Here is an 18042-nt window from a genome sequence, read left to right as displayed (position 1 = left end):
GGCGGCATTATTGTATCAGTGGTGATGTGGCTTTAACGACTGGGGATCGATTTCCACTTTTTAGTGATTACCTTCCGTGGCAATCTCGGTAAAGACAGTCATATACTTCAGATAGTCCTTCAGGGAATATTGCTCATCGCGATATTTTCGATAAATCGTTCGAAATTCGTAGCGGAGTTTTCTGGAGCCAGACGTTGGATATATGTTTGCAAGCTTACGCTCGAATACGGGACGAAAAACAATCTCTTTTTTGGTGCTATGATAAATTCGTTTGATTTCTTTGAGGATACGTTGATCCATGGTAATGCAATCGAAAAAAATGGATGCAACCATACTGTCACCGGAATGGAAAATTGTTAAGCAACGTGCCAGATTCTTATAAATGCTTCCACTCGTTATTTTCGGTAAAAAGCTGGGAGTGAAACTGATCCATAATTTGGCAAGAATTTACAATTCCACCGCAGTAGCCCGGTTCCAGGGCAATTGTGATACCATTGATATTAGGAAGGATCTGTTGGAATACGGGTTTTGAGATATCAATAACTTGCTTGATTTCCTCATCAGAATAGCGATGAAAATCGTCGGAGTATTGCCGTTTGCCTTTACCGTGGATAAAATAATCCAGGTCGATATCGAAAAAGATATTCTGGTCGTTCCGATCGACCATAAATTCCTGGAAGCGATTAAAATCACGGAATTCAAAAATGCCATGATCATTTCCATTCCTGTCTTTAACGGTGCTCTCTTGATAGCTTGTTGTATTTTGAAGCAGTATCACATCTCCAATAAGATTGAGCCATGAGGCGCATAAAATATGTCCGTCATTCGTCTGGTCAAATTGGGCCCAAACGTAGTTGGCCACATCAGAGAGATTGCTTTGGTTCAATTGTTCCAGCGCTTTTTTTTGATCGTCAGGGACCGGAGCCAGATCACGATGCCAGTCGATGGTAACAAGCGTTGGTGCGGACTGCTTAAGAAGCTCGTTATCACTGAGAAGGTTTCGCCATTTCATCCAGAAAAAGAAAGCAAAGCGGTGCTCCATGATGATGGCTTTTTCGATAGTACGGTCACTACCGCCGGGATGAGCAACTTGTTCAAGATGCGTGCCGGGCGGGTTACAGTTATAAGGCTCCTTGTTTTCGTACATATAATATCATTGAGTTAATGACGAAACGTAAGAATATGACTTTGTAATTTATAAGAGATTCGACGAAGGTCAAGCAAGTGAAGATGGATACTAATAAGTTTAAGTTCTGAGGAATTAACCGTATTTTTGGGGTTTCATTTCACACAACAAGTAATTGGTATTAGTGAACTATCTCAGTTTTGCCCTCAGAGAAAAACGCATTTTATCGTTTGGGCTCTCTTTTACATTTATGTCCAGCTTTGGACAAACATTTCTAATCTCCCTGTTTGTCCCCTATTTTTTGAAAGACTTTTCTCTTAATAACGCCACTTTTGGCAGTCTTTATTCAGTAGCTACGCTCGTAAGTGCAGGGTTATTGCCTTACCTGGGCAAGTGGATAGATGATTTACCTCTTCGAACCTACAGCCAGATGGTGGCAGCCGGGCTGCTGGTAGCAAGTATAACGGTGGCCTTGTCGTGGCATGTGGCATTATTATTTGTGGGATTGGTACTGCTCAGGTTGTCGGGACAAGGGCTTAGCAGTCATACTGCGCAGACCGCAATGGCGCGTTATTTTGTACATCAGCGGGGGAAAGCGCTGAGTATTTCCAGTTTAGGATACCCTATCGGGGAAGGAATATTGCCAGTAGCTATTGCGGGGCTACTGGGTATTTTTAGCTGGCGCATGACCTGGGGTCTTATTGTTTTAGTAATTGCACTGCTTTTTATACCGCTTGTTCGTTATACCTTGAATAACCGCGATTATGAAGATGTTGAAGAAACTGAGGAAGATACTCAAACAAATGACAGCAGCTGGGATGTGTACAAAATGCTGGCACGAGATTATCGAATCTGGTTAATAACGCCTGCGGTATTGCTCCCTCCCTTTTGGGCAACAGGTTTGTTTTTGTACCAGGTTTCTATCGCAGAACAATTGGGATGGTCTGCTACACTTATTGCCACTGCTTTTGTGGGATTTGCTGCCAGCAGAGTGGTAAGTACCATATCTATCGGGCCGGTCATAGATTATTTTAGTGCTAAAACGGTTATTCCCTACTATGTTGTTCCTTTTGGAATGGGATTGTTATTTGCCTATTTCCATCCGGGAAGCTGGTCGGCTTTTGCATATATGTTGCTTGTGGGTGTTACTATGGGGATGGGAAGTAATGTTAAATCGGCATTATGGGCAGAATTATATGGAAGAGATATCATCGGAACCGTCCGATCGTTATTTTCGTCCCTCATGGTGTTAAGCACAGCATTATGTCCTATTCTTATGGGATGGGCTATCGATAATGGAATAGCCATGGAATCAATCATATTTGTGGCTATTATAACAATTGGTATTGCCACGTTAATGGCTTACGCTGCCTTTAATATTAATCAGGAAGAAATTTATTATGACTGATCAGGAAGCCCGGGAGATGCAAAAAATATTGGACGAGAAAATTGAAGAGACAAAGCAGGAGATCGAACAGCTTAAAGAGCTTACAAAACCTGTGAAGCCCGATAACGCCTATGGACGGTTGTCGCGGATGGATGCGATTAATAATAAGACCATTAACGATAAGGCGTTACGCGAACAAAAAAGCAGGCTTCAAAAGTTAGAACGAGCACAAAAAAAGCTTGATGAAGGCAAGTATGGTATCTGCGTTAAATGTGGTGATGATATACCATTGGGACGCTTAAAATTTATGCCCTGGACGGCACGATGTGTGAAGTGTGCTCAGAAATCGTAAATAACTGTATCTGAAAACAAGTACTGGGGAACGTCAATCCTTTCTCTGTAATTAATTATGCAAAAGGATTTAATTAATTAGTATAATTCAATATTAAGTCTTTTAATGAAAAAGTAATTCTTAATAAAAAATAGGGGTATTATGCTAGATCGATTACGTTCTTCCAAATTGGGTGAATTTGTAGATGCCGGAACATCGGCCGCTATTTTCCGAATTTTGGTCGCCTTTTTTATGCTATATGGACACGGTTGGGGAAAATTGATGAGTGTCTTCGGAGGAGAATTTCAATTCTTGGATCCCATAGGTATCGGGCCAACGGCATCATTAATCTTGGCTGCTTTTGCTGAGGGAATTTGCTCACTTTTAATTATAGCCGGATTTTGGACTCGCTTGGCTTCACTAATATTAACCATAAATATGGCAGTGGCCGTGTTCTTTGTACATCTGCCCGGTGGTGATTGGTTTGGTGATATGGAACTGCCGGTATTATACTTGGTTGCATTCATTGTCATCTTCTTGCTTGGTCCAGGTAAATACTCCGTTGATAAAAGTTAGGAAAAAGTACTAAACAGAAATTTAGAAAGAGGGAGAGTATCTTGAGGTGCTCTCCCTTTTATATTTATGTAGATTGAAATGAAATTGTTCTCTTTCCAGAATCATATATACTTGGTATTGCTTTTAAGTCTTGCTGTATTGGCATTGGCCTGTGAACAGCAGACAAAGAAAGCGCAAAATAACACCCATATCTCAATACCGAATTTTGACTCCATACAAACAGATCAGGTTTTTGTATATAACTGTAGTGATACCCTGCAATTTACTGCCCACGTCACTAAAGACAGTACCTGGCTTTTCTTGTCTGATACAACGCTTAAAGTATTGCCTGTAAAGGCCGGGTCAGGTGCTCGATATGAAGGTAAATCATACATGTACTGGAGTAAGGGCAGCGAAGCTATCCTTCAAAAACCACAAGGCTCATTTATGACTTGCCAGTCTGTTCCCGAAGAACGTTCGTGGGCAGCAGCGAAACTTCGGGGTGTCGACTTTAGAGCTTTGGGACAGGAACCCGGCTGGTTTTTAGAGCTAAAAAAAGAAGGCCAGCTTAAATACGTGGGAAATTATGGTAATGATACTCTGACAGTTAAGACCCCTACACCCGAGGCGGATACTCAGGGAAAACGAACAGTCTATCGGTCAAAAGATGCAGATCAAAAGCTTAAGCTGGTAATTGCAGATACTCCCTGTACCGATAGTATGAGCGGTTTTGACTTTCCCCAAACAGTTATGATAACTGTAAATGGTAAAACCTATAGAGGGTGCGGTCGATATCTTTAATAATTATTGTACATGATTAACAAGCTCCCATAGTTCGACTTTAACAAGATCTCTGGTATTATAGATCGTTTCAAAAAGCTCAGCCACATTGCTGTTTTCTCCCATGGTTTGGCGGATAATCTCCTCATTAAAACCGAATTCAAAATGTTCTAACTCTTTAAAATGATTGCCGGTAGCAAAATCATATCCGTAATTTATTCCAGATGGCAGAATAAGTGAATATACTTCCCAACCCGCCATTCGATTTTGTTCGATCCGTTCCTGGTGAATGGGTCTGGCAATTTCATCTTCCAGCATCAGATAGTCAGGGTTTTTGCCTTGGGCTACCTTCATGTAATCCATCGACATGTATCGACTTGGAGCCGAGCCCGTATCAGCATAAACGCTATTTTCAATCATCCATATTTCCGACTTAACAAGAGTGGCAAGTTTAGAAAGTTGTTCTGCACCAACTTTGGTTATTGTAGAAGGCACAAAACCGGGTGTACTACTGTCGGAAAAATGATTGCCCAACTCATTAATTGAAGAAGTAGTAGTGACACTTACAAAGTTGTAGGTACTTTTTTTACCTCCCGGATATTTTACCTTGTAAAGGTACCAGCCTTTTATGTTCTCATTGTCAAGAAGAGATGTAAATCCCGACACAAGATCTTTGTTAGCCACCTTCAAGAACCGAGCGAGTTGAGTCTGGTCAACTTGTAAGTAGTCAATTTTTTTGTAAAGATCCTCCTGTGCTTGTCCAAATGCAGATGCAAAAAAGACTAAACACAGTACAAAAGATAAGAGTAGTTTCTTCATGTCAGCCCCCTGCTTTTTTATGAAGTTGTACCATCAATTAAAACAATTTGCGATACAAATGCATTATTCGTCTATTAATAAATAACAGATAGTCCCAATTTCTTTACAGAAAACAGGTTAAAAGGTTACATTGCGTTTTTTTTGATAAGAAATTGGATTTAGCAGTTCATAATATTTGAATAGCGTGTTGTGTAAATGTTAACGCATTAAAAATCAGTAGTAATACCAAGAATCACGTTCCTGCGACTTTATAGATTAATTACTTGGTAAAAAAATAATAAATATGATCAATTTTGATTTAAAGATTAAAATGTTTTCTTGAAAAAAGCCAAAGTATTAGACGATGTGACCGCCCAACAATATTTATATATTAAAAGATGATGTTAAATAACATAGAGAAGCCGAAAATAAAATTATATAAGAAACTATGTCTATTGTTAATAGTTTCTCTCGCAATTTGGAGCTGTGGTTCCGGTGGAGGAACAGGACCTGACGATGGTGGTGATAACAATGGGGGAGATAATGAACCGGAACCTGTTGAGTATAACTTGTCGGTGTTAAAAAGTCCGTCGGATGGTGGATCGGTGGATCCTGCCAGTGGGACCTATGAAGAAAATACCGAGGTAACGGTTGAGGCTACGGCGAATGATGGATTTGCTTTTAGTGAGTGGAGCGGAGCCGTTAGCTCCGAAGAAAACCCAATAAGTTTTACGATTACTGAAGATACGGAGATAACGGCTAATTTTGATGATCTGCGATCGGTATATACGGTGCAGATGTTTGCCGTTAGTACCGGGGATACGGTGGATCTCAGGTTTGGACAGTCAAGCCGGGGCAGTGATGGCTTTGATAATGGAGTGGATCAGGATGCGCCTCCATCCCCGCCCGCAGGGGCTCTTCATGCTTATTTTGAAATTGGTGATCTGGATCTCTACAGAGATTTCCGAAGTAATATCAACCAGCAGGTAACATGGACATTACAGTATCAGGTTGACAGCGGTGAGGACTTAAAGCTGGAATGGGAGATTATAAATGACTCTAAAATTGAAGGTAATTTGGTACTGACCGATGAGTCGGGAACGTTTGAAGTTGATATGAGGAATGAAACTTTCCATACTGTAAGTGGAAGTACTTCTGGAACGCTGCTTATCAACTATAATTTGGAGTAAGCAATTTTTGTTGAGTTAAGACGGCAACGAAGGAATAGAATCGATAACACCAAAGTTTTCGAGTCCCATCCAGAGTAGAAATAGCAGGTAGCAGAAAATAAGACCCATCGATTCCCATCTGCCCAATATCATATCGGTTCGCATGAAGCTAAATAAAAGGAGCGTGCCCAGGGTGAGAGCACCCATAAGAGGAGCAGCAACAGTAAAGTTTATGACCGTAGCTCCCGCTATGAGTACCCCAACGGGAATACACACGAGCAAGTCGAAAATATTGCTCCCCAACACGTTGGCAAGCGAAGTGACGGGATCACCTTTTTGAGCTTTTTTAATACTTACAAAGGCATCGGGGATGCTGGTGCCTGCTGCAACCACTGATATACCCCACAGAAAAGATGGAGTGCCCAGGATATTGCCAAATTCAATAGCAGATCGAACCAGTAGTTCAACGCCTATCAAAATAACAATCAGACTAGCTATTAATAGTCCCCATTCTTTTAGGGGATTGATGGCGCTTGAATCTCGTTCGGGGACATAATCCATGGTATCTTGGTATTGTATGAAGATATAGAACCCATATAAAAGTAATGGAAGCAGGGCCAGCAGGCGATCCATTTCGCCTAAAATAATTCCATTGCCGTTTGTAGCTTCGATGGGATTGAAAATGGCTGCAAAAGAAAAGGTAATAATAAGTACGGCTACTGATATAATGTAGAATTGCGCCTCTTTATAAACGAGATCTCGATTTGACTCTAATGGATCTTTGGTAACGAGTCCCGCTACGGCTGGAATTACAAGAATGTTGAAAATGGCAGATCCGACGATGGCCGCTACTCCGAGGTCAAACTCTCCGTGTAAAATAGTAGAAATCACAACGGTAGCCAGCTCGGGAAAGCTGGAGCCGATTGCTACAACCAAGGCCCCCTGTACGATATCAGGCAGCTCGTAATAGGTGGAAAGCCCCTCACTGGAGTGTTCAAGCCAGTCGCTCCCCTTCCATAAAATGCCCGTAGCGATAACAGCTACCGTGGTCCATAGTAATAATGATAAAATCATTGCTGATCCCCTGGATATTATTAGTTGATAAGCCCAATAAAAAAAGATTCCCGCTTTCAAAAAAGTGAGAACGGGAATCTTAGGGGACCGTTGAAAAGAGAGCTGTAATTAAAACGTGATAACTTGATAATCGTCCGCAATAAAGTTGCGCAGGCTCGGATGTTGATCGTATTCATCCAAGAGATCTACGTCTGTATTTTGGATTTCATTTATAACTCCAAAAGCTTTTGCGCAGAATTTGCATGCGCCGTGAATATTATCTTTAACTGCTGCGTATAGCGGATGAGCATTATGATCTTCATCTTCTAATTCTGGAATCCACTCGGTACCAGCACCGTCAAAGACAATCTGAACTTCATCATCATGATCTTGTAATTCTTTGGCAAGCTCCAGCGCGTTGACAATGCGCCCTAATGATTCGTGAGATTCTGTGCCGGCCAAGACAACAATAGCTACTTTATTCATACGACAAAATAATTTGAGTTAGTATTTCCAATAAAGTTAGATGCAATAACATCGGTATGTCTTACGTGATTCCCGATTTTGCGTGGTAATAATGTATTTTCGACTCATATTTTATGGGATTGATGAGATTTCTTGGAAAATTGAGGAAGAAATCCGATTCGAGCCTTGTCCAATTATATGCTATGTAAATTATAATAGACTACAGATTGCCGAAGTACTACCTGTTTGATCCATTTGCATGTGAGTATGTAAACGGTTAGCTTTACTGTTTGGTGACGAAAACCTTATTGAGTAGACAAAAAACTTTTGATAGATACATTATTAGTGAATAAGAATAAAGAGATTATTGGATATGTGATATAGCTTTATGTTTGGTGACGAAAACCTGATTGATAGCGTTTTATATGATTAGTGAGAGTAAAGAGATATATCGGATATGTGATATAGCTTTATGTTTGGTGACGGAAACCTGATTGATAGCGTTTATATTTAGATACATTATTAGTGAGAAGCAAAGAGATTATTGGATATGTGATATAGCTTTATGTTTGGTGACGAAAACCTTATTGATAGCGTTTTATTTAAACCTTATTGATAGCGTTTTATTTCTATCCTGCACCAGAAAATTTTCTTGTTTTAGCAAAAATAAGTCATCTCATAATTAGAGATATAACGAAAGTGCTATTGGCCTCTAAAAGTTGGAATGATGAACAATTCATGTAAGATTTTGTCATGTTATCCAATCAAATAATCAGGGTAAGCTAATAAACATGAAACGAAACCGATATGGAAAAATGGTATTTACCTATAACAATACTCCCGGGTATTGGCCTGCTTATTTTGAGTACCTCAAGACTTGCAATATCGCTGAATAAGGAGATGGAGGTACTGCTTCAGGAGGCATCCACGTATGAGCAGATTCTTCATAAAAAGCTTGCACAGTTACGGTTGTTAACTTACAGCCTTACGGGATTATATCTGACTACGGCACTCATGGTTCTAAGTGGACTGGTTTCGGTGACACAGAGTTTTGGCCTGGATGCTCAACATAGTTGGGGTCTTTTAATTTTGCTTGTGGGAGTAGCTTTCCTGTTTATCTCGCTTATACTGCTGATTATATATTCAGTTCAGGCTGTTTCAATCCGGCAGAAACACTTTAGTGAATGTCTGGATAAGGACCAACAATAGAAATTAACAAATAATAACTTGATAACATGATTCAGAGCACTCTTGCTATCAAATCAACGGTGCCATTCCTCGAAGAAGGAGTGAAGATAAATCAGGCAACTAAGGAAATACATCGAGCTGTTCAATGGATTGCCCAAGTGGCAGAAGCCTTTGTCGCCACCTGTGAAAATGACAGCCACACAACTATGGCATGGAATAAAAAAGAAGAATTTTTTTATGGGCAGACATTCTCTGAATATCCGTTACGGCTGGGATTTTGCCCGGGTGATTTTAGCTGGCTGCTAATGGATGACAAATTAAATAATTTAAGTAAACTTAGCGGTTCGGGTATTTCAGACGAAACGGTATGGGGATGGCTTCAAAAACACCTTTTAGAACGTGGAATTTCTACTGATTCGTTGTCCTATGATCTCGCATACTCTTTGCCGTATGATATTAAGATGGCAACTAAATATTCTGTGAATAACAAGGCGGCACTCGAAAAATTTTCAAAACTGCGAACGGCCGGAATTCTTATTATCAAAGCAGCATTGCTGTTTTCGAGGCCGAATAGACTTTACGATAAAGTTTGTACCTGGCCGTACGATCTTGATACGTGTAGTGCCATCAATGTATTTTTAAATGGACACAAGCACTCCGATACCAAAATTAAGGTAGGGTTGGCTATTGCCAATGACATGATTAACGAACATTATTTATATGTAAGTTATTGGAATAAAAAAGCTGTTTTTAATTCCTCTGAACTTCCTAATCTTCCATCAGGAGGGTACTGGTTGTGCAAGGATGGTTGGTGCGGAGCGGTACTACCAGTAAGTAATCTATATAACGGAGATTCACTAGAGCTGGATAAAGGGGTGCTCTTTATGATTGCGGCAATTGAAACGTTATTTGAATTTGTGAAGTAAGCTTGCGATGCTCATTTAGGGGTCTGTTAAAATGAATAAAAACAAGTTTTAGGATGAATCTTACAGATAAAAAAGTGTTTATTACCGGCGGGAGTGCCGGAATTGGTAAGGCACTCATTGAGGAATTGTCAAACCATGGTGTGGAAGAAATTGCCGTGATGGGCAGAACGGCCGAAAAGTTGGATGCGCTGGAAGAGGATTTCCCTTCCGTAGAATTCCTGAAAATTCAGGGCGATATCTCGCAATTAGATCATATAAAATCGGCCGTACAAAAAGTTAAAGAGGAATGGGGAACTCTCGATATGCTGATCAATAATGCCGGGGTGGTTAGCGCCGGTCTTTTGGAGGAAATCAGCGATGAAGATATTATTGATCAAGTGAACATTAACGTTACGGGATTAATCCTGTTGACAAAACACATGTTGTCCCTGCTTAAAGAAACTTCAGAAGGAGCATTGATCAATATTTCATCAGGTTTGGGCTATATCGGCATGCCGTTTTACAGCGTGTATGCAGCTACCAAAGCTGCTGTTAAACATTTCTCAGAAGCAATGCGTAGAGAACTTTCCGATTATCCCATTCACGTAATGACCATATATCCGACTGCTACAGACACCGCGATGATGGAGACAGCAAAAGTTGATGATATGGATAGTCCTAAAGAGGTAGCGAAAGCAACTGTAGATGGACTCATCAATAAAGAAATCGAAGTAATTTTAGGGGGCGAAAAGCAAAGGGCAATGGTTACAAAAAATATGAATGAGCCTCTAAAAGTTGATGAGCAGATAAAGGATCAATTTGATGCCATCCGAAAACGGGCAGAAGAGCATCGATCAATGTAATTAAATGTAAACTGAGAAGAGAAGCAGTAAGAATATACGTTCTCTTGCGATCTGTTTAAGTTTACTACATGGTAATAACAGTTGAATTTAATTCAGCAAGAATAATAAAATTTAAAGGGAAATAACATGAATACGAAAATCAATCTATTAGCAGTTTTAGTCAGTTTATTACTGATTATCGGTGCATGCTCATCTGAAGAGTCAGGCTCAGCAGAGCAGCAGATGTCATCACAAAATGAAACAGAACAACCAAAAGCGCCTAACTTTGAAGTAACCACAATCGAGGGCGATACGGTAAGTTTGCAACAGTCACTTGATGAGGATAAGCCTTTGGTCGTATACTTTACGGCTTCATGGTGTCCCATTTGCGCAAAAAACTGGCCCGTTCTTTCTAAATTATATCCCGAGTACAAAGACCGGCTCAACTTGGTAGCTATTGGAATTGATCCCACTGATGATGAAGAAACCATGCGTAAGCTTGCAGACGAAGAGAATTTTACATTCCCTATTACAAAGGGATATCCTGAGGTTATGAGAGATTTCGGCGTACAGTCACAGGCAACAACGGTGGGTGTAAATACAGATGGCACTATTGCATTCCAGAAGAATAAAACAGCACTCAGCGAAGAGGAATACCGCGAGTTGTTTGATGGGTTGCTAAACTAATAAAAATGGAATTCGTCTATTTTTCTTTCGTTCAGGGAGTGCTTGCTTTTCTGGCTCCCTGTGCGGTGGCTCTTTTGCCGGGATATATTGTAGCCTTTATATCCCGCGATTCCCAACAAAATCCCTCTACTGCTAAGCAGTTATACCGGGGATTAAAGCTTGCTATGTTAAGTATTCTGGGCATTTTAGCCGTTTATGCTGTGGCTGGGATTCTTATTATTGTAGCTGCCCAGGTACTTAAAGATTACATGATGTGGATTACCATTGGTATGGGCGTGGTGTTGATCATAATGGGTATTGCCATGGTTTGGGGTATGGATATCTCCTTTTCCATCAACATGAATAATCCCACCCATAAAACAGAAGCGGTTGAGGCTTTTGTTTTTGGGATCGCTTATGCCATAGGTGCGCTGGGCTGCTTATTCCCGCTTTTCCTGATTGTAGCAACGCAGGCGATGACAGCATCTTCGGCCTGGCTGGGCGCCTCGTATATCGGGGCTTATTTTGTGGGTATCAGTGGGATGATGATTGCGGCTATTCTGCTGTCCACTTTTGCCAAAAATTGGCTGATGAAATACTTGCGAAAGATTCTTCCTCACATGGAGCGCATCACCGGGGGATTGTTAATTTTAGCGGGAGCGTATGTTATCTATTATCAGTCGGCATTGTTATAAAAAGGGTGGCAAGTTAATTTTAATCAGTGCTAATAAAAGTTTAGTCCACCTTGTAGGCTGCCAGCCCGGCAGTCGGATAGGTTGTCCGGTCTACATAGAAGAAGTCGTCGATTGGATTTCATGATTCATTAAAATCACAAAGCTTTGTGAGATTGGTGAGACGTGTATGGTAAGGGGTTCTTTTCAAAGTAAGATTATTAATGGCTGATCCATCTATAGGTATAACTCACAATAATTAAACTAAAGGGATTACATATGGATCAATTAAATAAATTATCGGGAATAGCACATTGGTTACCAAGATTGTCACTGGCTGCTACTTTTATTTATCACGGCTTTCCAAAAGTAGCTATGACGGGAGATGTTTCTGCAATGATGGGGATGCCTTTTGCTATGGTATTCATACTTGGAATTGCTGAAATTGGAGGTGCTTTGCTGATGCTGTGGGGTGGATTTGGCCCCGATTGGGCTACGCGTGTTGGTGGATTGATTTTTACAGTGATTATGATTGGAGCCATCGTGATGGTTCATGCCCAATTTGGCTGGAATTCCATCAATATGGGTAATAACGGAGGACGTGGAATGGAGTTCCAGGTACTGATTATTGCCGTATCGCTGCTCTATGCCTTTAAGGGAAATGCTATAAAGAATGCTGTTGATTCTGCCACTATGTAATTATTGCTCTCTGTCAGGTTAATAGTAAGGGAATAAGTTTGATTACTTATTCCCTCTTTTTTTGACAGCTGCAAAAAAAGGAAGGGTTAAATTCTTAGTTTTAATCGGTTGATTGCGGCTTAACCTTGGGTTCGATAATCCGATCATGTACCATGGTTCCCTCTTCATTCCAAAACTCAACTTTCTTTGACCGATCCTTATAATAGTGTACTGGTTATAAATCCTTTTCCGCGATAGGTGAAGCTGTCGCCAGACCCTTTTTTAACGAAAGAAGGTTTTGTCGCAGATCCGCTGACTAAGTGATATTGTTGACGGCTACCATTTAGGTATGGGATAAATTGCAGACTGTGCTCATGTCCGGAAGCATAAATTAGTCCGGGTTTATCTTTAAAACTATGTAGCATTCCCTCTTTTAAATTGCTATAGCTGGCAATATCCTGGGGATATCCCCAAATATTACGATAAGCTACATATAAGGAACCGAACACAGGTGGAAGGAAATGCGTGGAATTGGGAAATTTGCCTCCATGTCTGCCGAAGGAAAAGAGTGGATGATGCGCAGCAACGAGGGTTTCAGCGTCGAGATCAGCAGTAATCATTTCTTCGAGTTTAGTTAGTATTTTTTCTTTCTGCTGGTTAGCGCTGTCAACGTTCTTCCATAACGGCTTTTCGTGCTTATGCAACCACCACTGCGTATCAATGGCCACAAGCTGAATATCAAAATTTATATCTGGATGAGTATTAGCCGTTGCCAGATTTAATAAAACGGGGCCAGAATTACCGCTGTCAGGCAAAAAAGTGTTACCTCGGTTCAGGTATGACTCAATGTATTTTTCTTGGCGACGGAGTTGTTTGAGGCCATTCTTTTCTGATGAAGCCCAGTCGTGATTGCCGGGTATAAATACAACTTGTCCGGGATAGTCATCAATTATCTTTAATTGGGTAAGTAATCGTTTCTCAGCTTGTGCTCGGGATGGACTTTGTTTTGGGGGCAGTCCGTCGGGATACACATTATCGCCCAGAAAGATAACTGCGCTTTGTTCTCCGGAGCGTTTTAACTGTGCTTCAAGGACTCCTAATATTGGTTCTTGTGGTTCGATACTTGGTGCACCTGTGTCACCGATTAGATATACGGAGTAAATCGGTTCTCCTTGGGGTGTTTGTTCGGTGGTGTTCTGCTGATAAAAAGTGGTGCTCGAACAACCGAAAGATGCAAAACCAATTACTGTAAAGCATAGAAAATAAAAAACAGGGATTTTAAAACGTGCCATTTTGATCTGGGTAAGGTTATGCGAATTTGCCCGATATTTATTTGGTGAGTCTTTGAATTGGTTTTATGAAAGATTCAATTAGTCTTGGTTAAGAAGTTTTCTTCTTCCATTAAATTCTAAAAGTCTGAGGTAGCCAATATTTTAAAAATTATCTTGTTTTTATGCTTTGTGAATACTGTTATATCTATTTTTTAAAAGTGGGGTGCCAATGGTTGTAGTTCATTAGAAGGCGAAGCCCAGATTTATGGAAAAAAGGCGGTCTTCGTTTGAAACCCCGTACGTAGTGGTAATTACTACTTTTTTAAATGGATTGATCCATATCCCACCGCCATAGCCTTGGTGCCAGTCGTTGGATGTTTCACCGTTAATCCAAACCCTGCCATTATCAAAGAATCCCAGTATTCCGACATCAGCCGGAAATAGATAGGATTGGAAATTAAAAAGACGGGTGCGAAACTCAGCGTTCTGAAAGAAGCTAGTTCGACCAGCAAACCGGTCGCGGAGAAAGCCCCTGAGGTTACCTGGATCACCTAATAGGGAATTTCCGCCCAAAGTGTTGGCATGAAAAAATTTGTAATTGCCGATATTGGTTGAAGCTCCCGCGCGGACAGCAAAAGTAGTAGGAAAGTTATCAAGGGTGTAGTAAAGGCTTGCCTCGGATTTCAGTTTGCCAAATGTTTCGCTTCTATCGTTTAAACCAATATTTAAATCTGCTTCAGCGTTGACTTTAATTCCGTATCGTGGAAACACCTTATTGTCGGTGGCGTTGATATTAAAAGCTGAATTAAGAGACAGGTAATGATGCCCCTTGAAGTCAGAAGCCTCAAGTCCGGCCGCGGGTGAAGAAATAAAACGCCCCGGGTAGGAGGAAGCTTCATAAAACTTGTAGCCTGGGCCAACTTGAAAGCTGGTTACATTAGAAATATCTTTTTTGAGTCTTGTAGAAAAGAGCACTTGGTCAAATCGGAATCTGTAAAACGTTTTTGAATCGTTTTGTTGCTGGGTTTCATTTCCCAGACCAAAGTAGTTTGACTTAAAGTTTGGGGCACGAACATTTAAGTCAACATTGAAGTCGTATAAGCCTACAGCATCCGTATAAATACTTTTATAGTCAAAACTAAATGCAGAAGTGAGTAATGAGTGTTTGGCTTTAATTTGGTGCATGGTGGCAAAGGGTTCCTTCCTGAATCCGTGGGTTTCTATACGGACACCGCCACCAAGAAATATGCCATCATCAGTATTATAGCCACCGGTGATTAGCGGACCAAGGTAGTCGTATTGGTATGACTCTTTTTCAAAGTTATTTATCCTTGGATCTTCTGAGGTCTTATTTTCGATTTGTCCATTATTATTGATTACACTGCCGGATTTTGTATCATAAACTTTGGTTAGTTTCTTGCCGCCATCACCTTGCGATTTATCATCGATATTGTCAACACCCTCTCCGCCTATAATACGGACCGTTATTTCTTTGCTGTTTTTACCACTAATCTCAAATCGGTCATCCCCGCCGAAGCCGTAAAGCCGTATCTCTTCGGTTTCTCCGGGAAGGAATAATCGGCTATAAATTTGTGATTCTTTTTCTCCTTCGTTATTTAAATTAAAAACCGAAATCTCTGTTTGGCCATTCTCTTTTCGATCAACTAAAAATAATTCATCTTTATCGCTTCCGAATACATTTACTTCATCGGATAAGATTTCATAATAACGCTCTGCAAATTTTGTAAGCTTATCTTTGCGTGCTTGTAGTTTGTTAATTACAGTGTCTGTCCATTCAGATTCGTAAATGGGGTCAGGCCATTGCTGTACAGCATTTTTAATGATGTCATTGGTCAGAGACTCTTGTAAATTACGGGCTATATTTAACCACTCCTCCTTTGAAAGTTCAGTAAGAAACCACCGGTCAAAATCTTTGGCATTTAAATTGATACCGGCAATATCCCTGATACCTTCGTCAAAGTGCTGAAATTTGCGAAGTGCCCACTTGCGGTTTGTAATTCCGGGAATCAGGCCATCACTTTTAAAAAAGGCGTTGTCGCGGTCTATGGGAATGGGCTGAAAAACAGAATTGTCTGAGTCTTTGTGCTCGGCCCAAAACCATTGTCCGTCATGGCGATCCCAGTCACCTAAAAACATATCAAAGAGTCGGGTTTTTAAAAGTTGTTTTTCGTTGATCCGGTTGTGGTTGTCGTTTCGCAGCTTTTGCCATAATTGATCTGTATCAATTACATCTTCTACCTGCTTGGAATATGTTTGGTTAAACCAGGTTTCGTTTGCAAACTCCTCAAAAAAGACAAGAGCACCATCTGAATCATCGGTAAATTCAAGTCCGGATTCTTCTGTTACGAATACTAATTCGGAGGAAGTATGATAGATACCGGCAGCCTCTGCCATAGGTGGGATAATCAAGTCACCATAGGGATGAGAAGCCGAAATTTGATCTTGCAGAATATCATTGGCAAACGTTTGTCTTAACTCTTTCGGTAACGCTTTAGACGGATCTTTTTGGACCGATCGCATGATATATTTCTGACCGGCAGTGTCTTGAACGGTAATGGATATCGATTGCTGCCCTCCTCCTACGTTTAGCACTTCCAGTCCGCCGTGCTTGGTATTGAGGTCAATAGTTGGCACTTCGATCGGTGTCGTCCAGGCGTCGCGATAGTGATCGCCCCAGATAAATCGCTTCAGTTTTCCGGCCTCATAACGAGGTCCGGCAGCAACCCTTACCTTTTTCTGTGATACGTTTTCTCTTACATTTACATTGTCGGCTGAGTCAGTTGATGTATCTGATGAACCAGCTTGGGTTAACTCCCTTTGATATATGAGCTTACCTTTTTGTTTTCCTTCTTCCGGCACCCAAAACTCTACGTAAATGGAACCGTCTTTGTACGAAGTTAGCCTGGCAAAGCCGTGTTGCGTATACGTGAATTCTGAACCCTGTCCTCGACGAGCATAAGAAGTCTTACTGGCGGAACCACTTACAATTGCAAAATGATTTTCTTTTTCAAAAAACTCTAAACTGTGTTCATGTCCATTGGCAAAAAAGAGGTTTTCTGCATTTTCAGTGGCCTCCAATATTTGTTGCTTAAACTGTTGGTAATGATCATTTCTGATATCCTGCCTGGAAAGACCAAGCTTGCGGTATATGGGATAGGTTGATCCTATAATTGGGAGCGGAAGATAGAGCCATTTTTTGAGATTTGTAAGCGGGAAAAGGTGATCGTTCCACGGGAAGTATCCCCCATGCGACCCACTGCTGTATAATGGATGATGGAAGGTCACTAACAAGTTTCGGTGAGAATTATCGTTAACGATCTCTTTGGTAACATTAATGACCTCTTCACGGGATTGTTGTTTGCATCCTTCTTCAGAAATATTGGGTTTTAAACTTTGGTTAATCCACCATTCGGAGTCGATCGCTATCAACAGCCAATCCTCAGAAAGGTTGATAGAGACAGGTCCCGGGCAGCCGTTGCTGGGGATATATTCAGCCTCAATATTCGGGTACTGTTCGATGAATGTTTCCTGGGCAAGAACTCTCTCTTTGCTAACTTTCCAGTCGTGATTTCCGGATAGAAAAAATGCTTTACCGGGGTAATCGATAAGGGTTTGGAGAGATTTGGTAATTTTTTGTTCGGCTATTTTTCTTTTCTCTCCGGTGGTGTCTGCCGGCATACCATTTTGGTAGATATTATCTCCCAGAAATACTGTTGTGCTGCGGGAATCAGATTGTTGCAGATGATTCGCCAGCGTGGCCAATGTTTTGTCTTTACCGTCAAGGTTTGGTAACCCGGCATCCCCAATTAAATAGATACTATAATCTATTTCTTTCTTGTCGAGGGAATCTTCAGGAACGGGATCACTGTACGGGTTGGCATAATATGGATTTGAAGTTCCGCACGATAGCAGAATGAAGCTCCCAAAAAACAGGAGAAAGTATGTTGTCCATCTTTGCTTGTTCATTGTTACGGGGTTTATTCTGTTTTGAATTTCTTATCTAATTATTTAGACCATTAATATGAGTTAACGGGTTTAGCGGTTAAAAAGTAGCCTATGTGTCATCCTGAACTTGCCGTGTCCCGACTTTAGCGGGGTTTCAGGATCTTGCATGGACAAGAAACGTTGATTAAGAC

At 40.9% G+C, this 18042-nt stretch carries 18 protein-coding genes; 11 read left to right on the top strand and 7 right to left on the bottom strand.

The genetic code is table 11. The features are described 5' to 3' along the window. Positions 1-60: 60 nt before the first annotated feature. Both U5J89_RS07145 and U5J89_RS07140 read right to left on the bottom strand, forming a co-directional pair. Entirely contained in the window at positions 61-300 is a 240-nt protein-coding gene (locus U5J89_RS07145) for a hypothetical protein (protein ID WP_322574921.1), read from the bottom strand. Between the two features lie 76 nt (positions 301-376). Further along, positions 377-1147: a hypothetical protein gene (locus U5J89_RS07140; protein ID WP_322574920.1), complete on the bottom strand. Its 771-nt coding sequence runs from the start codon at positions 1145-1147 to the stop codon at positions 377-379. A 163-nt stretch (positions 1148-1310) separates the two neighbouring features. Between U5J89_RS07140 and U5J89_RS07135 the strand changes: the two genes are divergently transcribed. The 4 genes from U5J89_RS07135 to U5J89_RS07120 all read left to right on the top strand — a co-directional run bounded on the left by U5J89_RS07135 (position 1311) and on the right by U5J89_RS07120 (position 4200). After that, positions 1311-2534 (top strand): MFS transporter, encoded by a 1224-nt coding sequence (locus U5J89_RS07135; RefSeq protein ID WP_322574919.1) that lies wholly within the window; start codon positions 1311-1313, stop codon positions 2532-2534. Continuing rightward, positions 2527-2865, top strand: coding sequence for a TraR/DksA family transcriptional regulator (locus tag U5J89_RS07130; protein ID WP_322574918.1), 339 nt, complete (start codon positions 2527-2529; stop codon positions 2863-2865). The genes U5J89_RS07135 and U5J89_RS07130 overlap by 8 nt, the downstream gene beginning before the upstream one ends. A gap of 141 nt (positions 2866-3006) precedes the next feature. Beyond that, positions 3007-3420 carry a DoxX family protein gene (locus U5J89_RS07125; protein ID WP_322574917.1) on the top strand — a complete coding sequence of 138 codons (414 nt, stop codon included), beginning with the start codon at positions 3007-3009 and terminating at the stop codon, positions 3418-3420. A gap of 111 nt (positions 3421-3531) precedes the next feature. Then, positions 3532-4200, top strand: coding sequence for an MliC family protein (locus U5J89_RS07120; RefSeq protein WP_322574916.1), 669 nt, complete (start codon positions 3532-3534; stop codon positions 4198-4200). Between the two features lie 3 nt (positions 4201-4203). On the opposite strand, the gene U5J89_RS07115 is transcribed toward U5J89_RS07120, so the two are convergent. Then, entirely contained in the window at positions 4204-4998 is a 795-nt protein-coding gene (locus U5J89_RS07115; RefSeq protein WP_322574915.1) for a hypothetical protein, read from the bottom strand. Positions 4999-5432: 434 nt separating this feature from the next. Between U5J89_RS07115 and U5J89_RS07110 the strand changes: the two genes are divergently transcribed. After that, entirely contained in the window at positions 5433-6167 is a 735-nt protein-coding gene (locus U5J89_RS07110) for an InlB B-repeat-containing protein (RefSeq protein ID WP_322574914.1), read from the top strand. A gap of 15 nt (positions 6168-6182) precedes the next feature. On the opposite strand, the gene U5J89_RS07105 is transcribed toward U5J89_RS07110, so the two are convergent. Further along, positions 6183-7220, bottom strand: coding sequence for a sodium:calcium antiporter (locus U5J89_RS07105; protein WP_322574913.1), 1038 nt, complete (start codon positions 7218-7220; stop codon positions 6183-6185). Positions 7221-7328: 108 nt separating this feature from the next. Further along, positions 7329-7685 carry a DsrE family protein gene (locus U5J89_RS07100; protein ID WP_322574912.1) on the bottom strand — a complete coding sequence of 119 codons (357 nt, stop codon included), beginning with the start codon at positions 7683-7685 and terminating at the stop codon, positions 7329-7331. Between the two features lie 786 nt (positions 7686-8471). Here U5J89_RS07100 and U5J89_RS07095 point away from each other — a divergent pair. From U5J89_RS07095 to U5J89_RS07070, 6 genes are all read left to right on the top strand, one after another. After that, positions 8472-8873: a hypothetical protein gene (locus tag U5J89_RS07095; protein ID WP_322574911.1), complete on the top strand. Its 402-nt coding sequence runs from the start codon at positions 8472-8474 to the stop codon at positions 8871-8873. A 26-nt stretch (positions 8874-8899) separates the two neighbouring features. Next, on the top strand, positions 8900-9778 hold the full coding sequence (locus tag U5J89_RS07090; RefSeq protein WP_322574910.1) for a hypothetical protein: 879 nt from the start codon (positions 8900-8902) through the stop codon (positions 9776-9778). 53 nt (positions 9779-9831) lie between these two features. Beyond that, positions 9832-10620, top strand: coding sequence for an SDR family NAD(P)-dependent oxidoreductase (locus U5J89_RS07085; protein WP_322574909.1), 789 nt, complete (start codon positions 9832-9834; stop codon positions 10618-10620). A 126-nt stretch (positions 10621-10746) separates the two neighbouring features. Next, entirely contained in the window at positions 10747-11286 is a 540-nt protein-coding gene (locus tag U5J89_RS07080) for a peroxiredoxin family protein (RefSeq protein WP_322574908.1), read from the top strand. A gap of 5 nt (positions 11287-11291) precedes the next feature. Further along, positions 11292-11960 carry a cytochrome c biogenesis CcdA family protein gene (locus tag U5J89_RS07075; RefSeq protein WP_322574907.1) on the top strand — a complete coding sequence of 223 codons (669 nt, stop codon included), beginning with the start codon at positions 11292-11294 and terminating at the stop codon, positions 11958-11960. A gap of 255 nt (positions 11961-12215) precedes the next feature. After that, positions 12216-12635 carry a DoxX family protein gene (locus tag U5J89_RS07070; protein ID WP_322574906.1) on the top strand — a complete coding sequence of 140 codons (420 nt, stop codon included), beginning with the start codon at positions 12216-12218 and terminating at the stop codon, positions 12633-12635. A gap of 197 nt (positions 12636-12832) precedes the next feature. Here the strand turns inward: U5J89_RS07070 and U5J89_RS07065 are convergent, their stop codons facing one another. Both U5J89_RS07065 and U5J89_RS07060 read right to left on the bottom strand, forming a co-directional pair. Next, positions 12833-13906: a metallophosphoesterase gene (locus U5J89_RS07065; RefSeq protein ID WP_322574905.1), complete on the bottom strand. Its 1074-nt coding sequence runs from the start codon at positions 13904-13906 to the stop codon at positions 12833-12835. 222 nt (positions 13907-14128) lie between these two features. Continuing rightward, positions 14129-17872, bottom strand: coding sequence for a BamA/TamA family outer membrane protein (locus U5J89_RS07060; protein WP_322574904.1), 3744 nt, complete (start codon positions 17870-17872; stop codon positions 14129-14131). Between the last annotated feature and the right edge of the window lie 170 nt (positions 17873-18042).

It is taken from the genome of Fodinibius sp., assembly GCF_034521915.1.
GTDB lineage: Bacteria > Bacteroidota > Rhodothermia > Balneolales > Balneolaceae > Fodinibius.
The sequence above is the reverse complement of the archived record's forward strand: the minus strand, read 5'-3'. Positions and strand labels throughout refer to the sequence as shown.